General features: G+C 70.6%; 2 protein-coding genes (1 of these 2 only partly in view). Both read right to left on the bottom strand.

The features are described from left to right. The coding region (locus tag D7V97_RS06490) for a non-ribosomal peptide synthetase (RefSeq protein WP_120609722.1) at positions 1–8,953 on the bottom strand (8,953 nt) is incomplete at its 3' end. Beyond that, positions 8,946–9,688, bottom strand: the 3' end of a protein-coding gene (locus tag D7V97_RS06485; RefSeq protein WP_120609721.1) for a non-ribosomal peptide synthase/polyketide synthase. It continues 23,311 nt past the right edge of the window; the window shows 743 of its 24,054 coding nt (coding positions 23,312–24,054); its start codon lies beyond the right edge, outside the window; it ends in the stop codon at positions 8,946–8,948. The genes D7V97_RS06485 and D7V97_RS06490, both read right to left, overlap by 8 nt.

The following is a 9,688-nucleotide window of genomic DNA, read 5'->3' as shown; positions in this document are numbered from 1 at the left end:
CCACGTACCCGCGCGTCACCACCGCCCCGCCCACGTACAACTCCCCCGCCACGCCTCGCGGCACCGAACGCCCGCTCGCGTCCAGCACGTACATCCGTGCATTCCCAATCGGACGGCCCAGCGCCAGCGTCGCCGCGCCTTCGTCCCACGTGCCTTCCACGGGGTTCGTCAGCACGCCCACCGTCGTCTCCGTCGGGCCGTAGTGGTTGAAGACGGCGCACGCCGGCGCCAGCCGCTGCACTGCCTCCACCAGCGCCCTGTCCGACGCCTCGCCGCCCACCACCAGTCGCTTCAGTGGCAGCACCCGCTTCGCATTCGGTCCGCTCAGCAGCGCCCTCAAATGCGAGGGCACCACCTTCAAGCCCTCCACCCGGTGCGTCTGCATGTACGCGCCCAGCGCTTCCGCATCCGACGCCACGTCCTTCGCCACCAGGTGCAGCGTTCCGCCTCCACACAGCATCGGGAAGACGGCCGTGTGCCCCAGGTCCGCCGCCAGCGTCGTCACCGACGCGAAGCTCATTCCTTCCGTCAGCTTCAGCCGACCTCGGATGCTCTCCACGTAGTTGGCCAACTGCCGGTGCTCCACCACCACGCCCTTCGGGCGGCCCGTGCTGCCCGACGTGAAGATGGCGTACACCGGGTTCTCACTCCGCACGCCCGACTCCACGCGCTCGGTGCTCCCGCCCGCCTCTTCCACCGCTTCGACGACGACGGTGGTGCAGCCCAGCCCCGCCACGTCCTCGGCATACGCCCGCTGCGTCACCACCACGCGCAGGCTTGCGTCCTCCGCAATCGCCTTCACGCGCGCCGCGGGGAAGGACGTGTCCATGGGCACGTACCCGCCACCCGCCTTGAGGATGCCCAGTATCCCCACGACGGACTCCACCGTGCGCTCCACGTACAGCCCCACCAGCACCTCGGGGCCCACGCCTTCCTTCACCAACGCTCGCGCCAGCCGGTTCGCCTTCGCGTCCAGCTCCGCGTACGTCAACTGCTTGCCCTCCGCCACCACCGCCACGGCTCCGGGCACGCGCTCCACCTGTGCTTCGAACAGCGCGTGGATGCACGCGGACGGCACGGCTTCCGCCGTCTGGTTCCACGTCTTCAACACCAACTGACGCTCGACGGTGTCCAGCAGAGGCAGCGCGCCCACGGACACGTCCGGGTTCGCCGCGATGCCCTCCAGCAGCACCCGCAGGTGCTCCCCCATCCGCTCCACCGTCGAGCGCTGGAACAGCTCCGTGCTGTACCCGAGCGCACCCCGGAAGCCCTCGTCCGACGCGGAGAGCGACAGGCTCAGCTCGAACTTCGTGTGCTCGCCCTCGACGGGTTCCGGGCGCAGCGTGAGGTCGGGCAGCGCCAGCTCCGTATCGACCTCGGTGTTGAGCACGAGCATCGCCTGGAACAACGGCGTGCGGCCCAGATCGCGCTCCGGACGAAGTGCCTCCACCAGTCGCTCGAACGGCACCTGCTGGTGCGCGAACGCGCCCAGCGTCGTCTCCCGCACGCGGCCCAGCACCTGCCGGAAGTTCAGCTCCGGCGTCAACCGGGTGCGCAGCACCAGCGTGTTGAGGAACAGGCCGATGAGCCCTTCCACCTCCGCCCGCGTGCGACCCGCCACGGGCGTGCCCACGCTGATGTCGTCCTGCCCACTGTAGCGGGACAGCAACACCTGCCACGCCGCCAGCACCACCATGAACGGCGTTGCACCCTCGCGGCGTCCCAGCGCCTTCAGCGCGTCCGACAGCGGCTTCGACCACCGCACCGGCACCGAGCTTCCCCGGGACGTCGACGTCGAGGGTCGCACCCTGTCCGTCGGCAGCTCCAGCGCGGCCGACGCTCCTTCCAGCTCGCGCCGCCACCAGCCGACCTGCTCCTCCAGCGCCTCGTCCCGCAGCCACTCGCGCTGCCACGCCGCGTAGTCCGCGTACTGCAACGGCAGCTCGGGCAGCGGTGAGGGCCGGCCCGCGGTGAAGGCCGCGTAGAGCGCGCCCAGCTCGCGCACCAGCACGCCCGCGGACCAGCCGTCGGAGACAATGTGGTGCAACACGACCACCAGCAGGTGCTGTCGCTCTCCGGTGCGCACCAACGTCGCGCGCAGCAGGGGTCCCTGTCCCAGGTTGAAGGGACGCAGACTCTCGGCACGCGCCAGTCGCCGGGCTCCCTCCTCACGCTCGGTGTCAGGGCGGTCGCGCAGGTCCAATCGCAGCAGTCCCGACTTCAGCTCGGGGGCGATGCGCTGGAAGGGGCGTCCCTCCGCGTCGGTGTGGAAGGTGGTCCGCAAGCCCTCGTGACGCTGGAGGAGTGCATCGAACGCGCGCTCCAGGGCCGCCGCGTCGACCGTGCCCTCCAGGCGGAGGACGTTCGGGATGTTGTAGAGCGGGCTGTCCGGCTCCAACTGCTCCAGGAAGTACATCCGCTGCTGCGCGAACGACAGGGGCAGCGCGTCCGTGCGCTGCACCCGAACCAGCGCCGGAGCCGGCCGCGCGTCACCGGCCTGCGTCCGTGCCTCCACCCTGCGCGCCAGCTTCTCCACCGTGGGCGCGTCGAACAGCTCACGCAGCGGCAGCTCCACACCGAAGAGCCCGAGCACCCGCGCCACCACGCGCGTCGCCAGCAGCGAGTGTCCGCCCAGTTCGAAGAAGTCGTCCCGAAGCCCCACGCGCTCCACGCCCAGCACCTGAGCGAAGAGGCCCGCGAGCAGCTCTTCGGTCGGCGTGCGAAGGCCGCCCGTGTCCGAGTCCTTGCGCGACTCGCCCTCCGGCGCCGGGAGGGCCTTGCGGTCCACCTTGCCGTTCGACGTGAGCGGCAGCGCTTCCAGCACCACCAGGGCCGACGGCACCAGGTACGCCGGCAGCTGCTCCTGGAGCGACGCACGCAGGACGGCGACGTCCACCGCCTCGCCCGTGACGTAGCCCACGAGCCGCTTGTCTCCCGGCACGTCCTCGCGCACCACCACCACCGACTCGCGCACCGAGGCCTGCCTCGACAGCGCGGCTTCGATGTCACCCAGTTCGATGCGGTAGCCCCGCACCTTCACCTGGAAGTCCGCGCGGCCCAGGTACTCCAGTTGCCCGTCCGCCCGCCACCGCGCCACGTCGCCCGTGCGGTACATCCGCGCGCCCGGCTCCGCGCTGAACGGATCCGGGATGAAGCGCTCCGCCGTCAGCTCCGGCCGCTGCTGGTAGCCGCGCGTCACGCCGTCGCCACCGACGTACAGCCCGCCCGCGACGCCCAGCGGCGCAGGACGCAGGCGCGCATCCAGCACGTACAGCCGGGTGTTCGCGATGGGCCGCCCGATGGGCACTCCGGCAGACACGTCCGCGTCGCGCGGCACGTCGTACACCGCGCACCCCACCACCGTCTCCGTGGGGCCGTACTCGTTGATCAGCCGAGTGCCCGGCATGTGCTTCCGCCAGAAGTCCAGGCTCGCGGGAGGCAGGGCTTCGCCGCCCACCACCAGGGCACCCACGCGCCCCGCCGCCTCGGAGGCCGGCAGCGTCTGGCGCAGGAGTTCCCAGTGCGCCGGCGTCAGCTTCACCAGGGTGTAGTCCGCGCGGGCTCGCAGCGACCGGGCCAGGCCCTCCACCCCGTCCGACTCCGGAAGCAGCCACACGCCGCGCCCCGCGACGAGCGGCACCAGCAGGCTCGTCACCGTCAGGTCGAACACCACCGGCGAGTGCACCGGCGCGCCAATGCCCTGCCCCAGCCCATACGCCTCCAGGGCCCAGGCGACGTAGTTGTTCAACCCGCCGTGCGGCACCATGACGCCCTTGGGCTGACCGGTGCTGCCCGACGTGTAGAGCACGTACGCGAGGTGTCCCGCCGCCACGCCCGCGTCGCACGGCGTCTCCGGATGCGCGCGCACCCGGGCCTCGTCGGCGTCCAGCAGCACCACGCGCTCATCCGCGAGCGGCAGCGTTTCCGCGAACCGCTTCAGCGTGACGAGCACGGGCGCCCCTGCATCGGACAGCATGTAGCGCAGCCGCGACGCCGGGTATGCCGCATCCAGCGGCACGTACGCGCCACCGGCCTTCAGGATGCCCAACAGGCCCACCACCATCCGGGGCGAGCGATCCACGCACAGGCCCACGCGCACTTCGGGCCCCACGCCCAGCTCGCGCAGGTGCCACGCGAGCTGATTGGCCTGACGGTCGAGCTGCGCGTACGTGAGGACTTCGCCCTCGAAGCGCACGGCTTCCGCATCCGGCGTGCGCGCGGCCTGGGCCTCGAACAGGTGATGCACGCAGGCGTCCCGCGCGTAGTCGCGCGCGGTGTGGTTCCACTCCACGAGGACCTGCTGGCGCTCCGCTTCCGGGAGCAGGGGCAGGTCGCTCACTCGCTGGCCGGGCTCTTCCACGATGGCCGCCAGGAGGACCTGGAGGTGGGCGAGCATCCGCGCCGCGGTGGTGTCGTCGTAGAGGTCCGGGCTGTATTCGATCGCTGTGAGCAGGCCGTCGGCGGAGTCCGCCAGGGAGAGCGCCAGCTCGAACTTCGCCGCGTCGGTGCCGGTCTCCACCGGGCGCAGGCGCAACCCACCCGGGAGCATCGCCTCGGCCGGGGGGGCGTTCTGGAACGTGAACATCACCTGGAACAGCGGCGGGCGGGACAGGTCGCGCTCGGGGCGCAGCACCTCCACCAGCTTCTCGAACGGCACCTCCTGGTTCGACTGCGCGCCGAGCGTCGTCTCCCGCACCTGCTTGAGCAGCTCCCGGAACGTGAGCTCACCGCCCAGCCGGGCGCGAAGAACCAGCGTGTTGACGAAGAAGCCGATGAGCCCTTCCAGCTCCGTGCGGTTGCGACCCGCGACAGGCGTGCCCACGCTGACGTCGTCCTGCCCGCTGTAGCGCGACAGCAGCACCTGCCACGCCGCCAGCAGCAGCATGAAGGGCGTCACGCCCTCCTTGCGGCCCAGGCTCCACAGCGCGTCACGCAGCGCCGGAGAGAGGGTCATGGACCGGCGGGCTCCCCGGACCAACGGGGAAGCCGTGCGCGGATGATCCGTGGGCAGCTCGATGACCCGGGGCGCCCCTTCCAACTGCTGCCGCCACCACGCCACCTGCGCGTCGAGCACCTCGTCCTTCAACCAGCCACGCTGCCACGCGGCGTAGTCCACGTACTGCACCGCCAGCTCGCGCAGCGGCGAGGGGCGTCCGGCGAGCCGGGCCGCGTACAGCGCGACGACTTCGCGCACGAGCACGCCCATGGACCAACCGTCGGAGACGATGTGGTGCATCACCATCGCGAGCACGTGTTCGCGCTCGCCCGTGCGCACCAGTCGCGTGCGTAGCAAGGGACCCCGGGCAAGGTCGAACGGCGCACGCGTCCACGCATCGACGAGGCGCCGGGCCTCGGCCTCGCGCTCCGGGTGCGCGCTCACGTCGACGACGTCCCACGCGAGGGTTCCCGGCGGGGAGATGGCCTGGAACGGAGTTCCGTCAGCCGCCTGGATGGTGGTGCGCAGGGCCTCGTGCCGACGCACCAGCTCCGTCAGCGCATGCTCCAGGGCGGCCACGTCCAGCGTGCCCTCCAGCTGGACAGCGGTGGCCACGTTGTAGGCGGCGCTGCCCGGCTGGAGCTGATCCAGGAACCACAGGCGCTGCTGCGCGAACGACAGCGGCAACTCACCCGTGCGCACCGTCGGCGTCAGCGGCGGCACCTTCACGCCCTGCCGTGCACGCAGCGCTTCGTCCACACGTGATGCGAGGGCCGCGACGGTTGGCGCCTCGAAGAGCGCGCGCAGGGGCAACTCCACCCCGAAGGCGCTCCGCACGCGCGACATCGCCTGCGTCGCCAGCAGCGAGTGCCCGCCCAGGTCGAAGAAGTTGTCCTCCGCACCCACGCGCGCGACTCCCAGCACCTGTGCCCACACCTGAGCCAGCAGCTCCTCCGTCGGCGTGCGCGGCGCCACGAAGTGCGCCGTCTCCTGCGCTCCGTCCGGCGTCGGCAGGGCCTTGCGGTCCACCTTCCCGTTGGGCGTCAGCGGAAGCGCGTCCAACACCACGAAGGCCGCTGGCACCATGTACTCCGGCAGTCGCTCGCGCAGGAAGTCACGCAGCTGCACGCTGTCCGTGCCCTCCGGTGCCACGACGTACGCGATGAGGCGTCGCGGGTCCTCCCGCAGCAACACCACCGCCGTGCGCACCGCCGGGTGCTTGCCCAACACTGATTCGATTTCGCCCAGCTCCACCCGGAAGCCACGCAGCTTCACCTGCGTGTCCGCGCGCCCCAGGAATTCGATGTTCCCGTCCGCCAGGTGCCGCGCCCTGTCTCCGGAGCGGTACAGCCGCGAGCCCGGTGCCCCATAGGGATTCGGCACGAAGCGCTCCGCCGTCAGCTCCGGACGGTGGCAGTAGCCTCGCGTCACGCCTTCGCCGCCGATGTACAGCTCGCTTGCCACGCCCGCCGGCACCGGCTTCAAGGCCGCGTCCAGCACGTACATCCGCACGTTCGCGAAGGGCTTCCCAATCGGCACCAGCCGGTTGTCTCCCGCCGCCAGCGCGTCGCTTTCAAACCACGTGCTGTCGATGGTGGTTTCGCTGATGCCGTACGAGTTGATGAGGCGCGTCCCCGCGCCAATCACGCCCCGGATGCGCCGGTACTCATTCACGTACCAGGCGTCAGAGCCGGCGATGAGCACCTTCATCGCCTCCAGTCGCTGGCCCGTCTCCTCCAGGTGCTGCAACAGCCCGCGCAACACCGCCGGGACGAACTCCGCGCAGTCGACGCGCTCCGCTTCCATCAGCCCGTGCAGCTTCTTCGGCTCCAGCAACCACTCGCGCGGGCACAGCACCAGCTTCGCGCCCGAGCACAGCGCTCGGGACAAGTCCCCGCCGAAGACGTCGAAGGAGAAGCTCGCCATCTGCAGGTGGCTTCGGCATTCCTCCTTCAGCGCGTAGCTCCGCTCCCAGCCCAGGTACGCATTCGCCCAGCTCTGGTGCGACACCATCACGCCCTTGGGCGTCCCCGTGCTTCCCGACGTGAAGACGACGTACGCCAGGTTCTCCGGCTGTGCCGTGCGGACCGGGGCCTCAATGGACAGGCCCGCGCGTGCGGGGGCTTCCGCGTCCAGCAGGTAGCGCTGGAGGCCCGGGGCTTCCACCGTGCCTTCCAGCGACTGCTGCGTCAGCAGCAGCGACATGCGCGACTCGGACACCATCAGCGCCAGTCGGTCCGCCGGGTAGGACGGGTCCAGCGGCACGTACGCGCCTCCCGCCTTCAGGATGCCCAGCAGCGCCACCAGCAGGCGCGGCGTGCGCTCCAGGCACACGCCCACCAGCACTTCGGGGCCTACGCCCAGGCTTCGCAGGTGGTGCGCCAGTTGGTTCGCCTGCGCGTCCAGCTCGCCGTAACTCAGCGCCGCTGCTCCCGGTGCCACCACCGCCTGCGCATCCGGTGTCAGGCGCGCCTGGGCCGCGAAGCGCTCCGGTATCCCCTGCTCCACGGGCAGCGCCACGTCGGTGTCATTCCACTCCACCAGCACTCGACGCCGCTCGGCCTCCCCCAGCATCGGCAGGTCCAGCACGCGTGCATCCGGCTGCGCCGCGATGCCCTGAAGCAGCACACCGAAGTGCGCCAGCATCCGCTGTGCCGTCGCCGCGTCGAAGAGGTCGGTGCTGTACTCCAGCGATGCTGCGAGCCCCTGCCCCGTCTCCGCCATGTCCAGGGACAGCTCGAACTTGGCCGTGCTGCCTTCGGTCTCCAGCGCACGCAGCGTGAGTCCCGAGCCCGTGGTCGCCTCCGTGGAGGACGGCGCCGCGTTCTGGAGCGAGAACATCACCTGGAACAGCGGCGACCGGCTGAGGTTGCGCTCCGGCTTCAGCTCCTCCACCAGCTTCTCGAACGGGACCTCCTGGTGCGCGTACGCGCCCAGCGTCGTCTCCTTCACCTGACGCAGCAGCTCACGGAAAGAGGGGTTGCCCTCCAGGTTCGAGCGCAGCACCAGCGTGTTGACGAAGAAGCCGATGAGCCCTTCCAGCTCCGCGCGGTTGCGACCCGCGATGGGCGAGCCGACGCTCACGTCCGTCTGCCCGCTGTAGCGCGACAGCAGCACCTGCCACGCGGCGAGCAGCACCATGAAGGGCGTAGCGCCCTCCTTCTGCCCCAGAGCCTTCAGCGCCGCCTCCACCTCGCGGGGGAAGTGCGCGGACACCACCGCGCCGTTGACCGACGGCATCGCGGGGATGGGCCGGTCCGTGGGCAGCTCAATGGCCTGCGTGGCTCCGAGCAGCTGCTTGCGCCAGTACGCGAGCTGCGCGTCGAGCACGGGGCCCTGGAGCCATTCGCGCTGCCACGTCGCGTAGTCCACGTACTGGAGCGCCAGCTCCGGCAGCGGCGACGGCTTGCCCTGGCTGAACGCACCGTAGAGCGCGAGCAGCTCGCGCAGGAAGATGCCGCGCGACCAGCCGTCGGAGATGACGTGGTGCAGGGTCAGGAGCAACACGTGCTCCGTCGCGCTGAGCTTGAGCAGCATCGCGCGCAACAGCGGCCCCACGGAGAGCGTGAAGGGCTGCTGCACATCCCGGAACACGCGCAGGCGGGCTTCCGCCTCACGTGCCTCGACGGGAAGAGCCTGGAGATCCACCTCGAGAATCGCCACGGGCGCGGGGGGCACGATGACCTGCGCCGCGCCACCCTCCTCCGCTCGCAGCGTCGTGCGGAGCACCTCGTGACGACGGACCAGCTCATCCAGGCAGCGCTGGAGCGCGGGGACGTCCAGGACGCCATCGAGCCGGACCGCGAGCGGGATGTTGTACTGCGGGTTCTGCGGATCGAACTGATCCAGGAACCACAGCCGCTGCTGCGCGAAGGACAGCGGATGGGACGCCGTGTTCCTGGGACGCGCCACCAGCGTCGCGGCAGGAGCGCCCGCGCTCTTCTGGCGCAGCTTGCGCATCAACAGGTCCTGCTTCTCGGGTGACAGGGACGAGAAACGCTTCGAGGTGTCACTCATTGGAAGTCTTCCTGTCGTGCGCCGGTTCCGCGTCCAGGAGGGCCTGCGCCTCGTCACTGGACAGTTCTTCCATCTCCGCCATCAGTCGCTCCAGCTCCGCGGGATCCACCTGCGCGGCCTGGGCCTCCATCACGAGCACCGCGAGCGTCTCCACGGTGGGCGACTCGAACAGCTTGCGCAGGGGCAGCTCCACTTCGAACGTCCGCCGGATCCGCGAGATGGCCTGCGTCGCCAGCAGCGAGTGGCCACCCAGTTCGAAGAAGCCATCGTGGATGCCCACGCGCTTCACTCCCAGCAGCTCGGAGTAGATGTCCGCCAGCTGCTGCTCCAGCTCACTGCGCGGGGCGACGAACTCCCGGGCGCGCGGCTCCGAGTCGGCGTCGGGCACGGGCAGGGCCTTGCGGTCCACCTTGCCGTTGGCGTTGAGCGGCAGGGCTTCCAACACCATCAGGGCCGACGGCACCATGTACTCCGGCAATCGTCCCTTCAGCTCGCTTCGCAGCGTCGTGACGTCCACGGTGTGGCCCGGCTTCGCCACCACGTACCCCACCAGCCGCTTGTCCCCGGGCACGTCCTCACGCGCCACCACCACCGCCTCGCGCACGCCTTCGCATGCGCTCAGCCCCGCCTCCACCTCGCCCAACTCCACGCGGTATCCGCGCACCTTCAGCTGGAAGTCCACGCGGCCCAGGAACTCCAGCTTCCCGTTCTCCCGCTGCCGGACCTTGTCTCCCG

Source organism: Corallococcus sp. CA053C, from assembly GCF_003611675.1.
Lineage (GTDB): Bacteria > Myxococcota > Myxococcia > Myxococcales > Myxococcaceae > Corallococcus.
The sequence above is the reverse complement of the archived record's forward strand: the minus strand, read 5'-3'. Positions and strand labels throughout refer to the sequence as shown.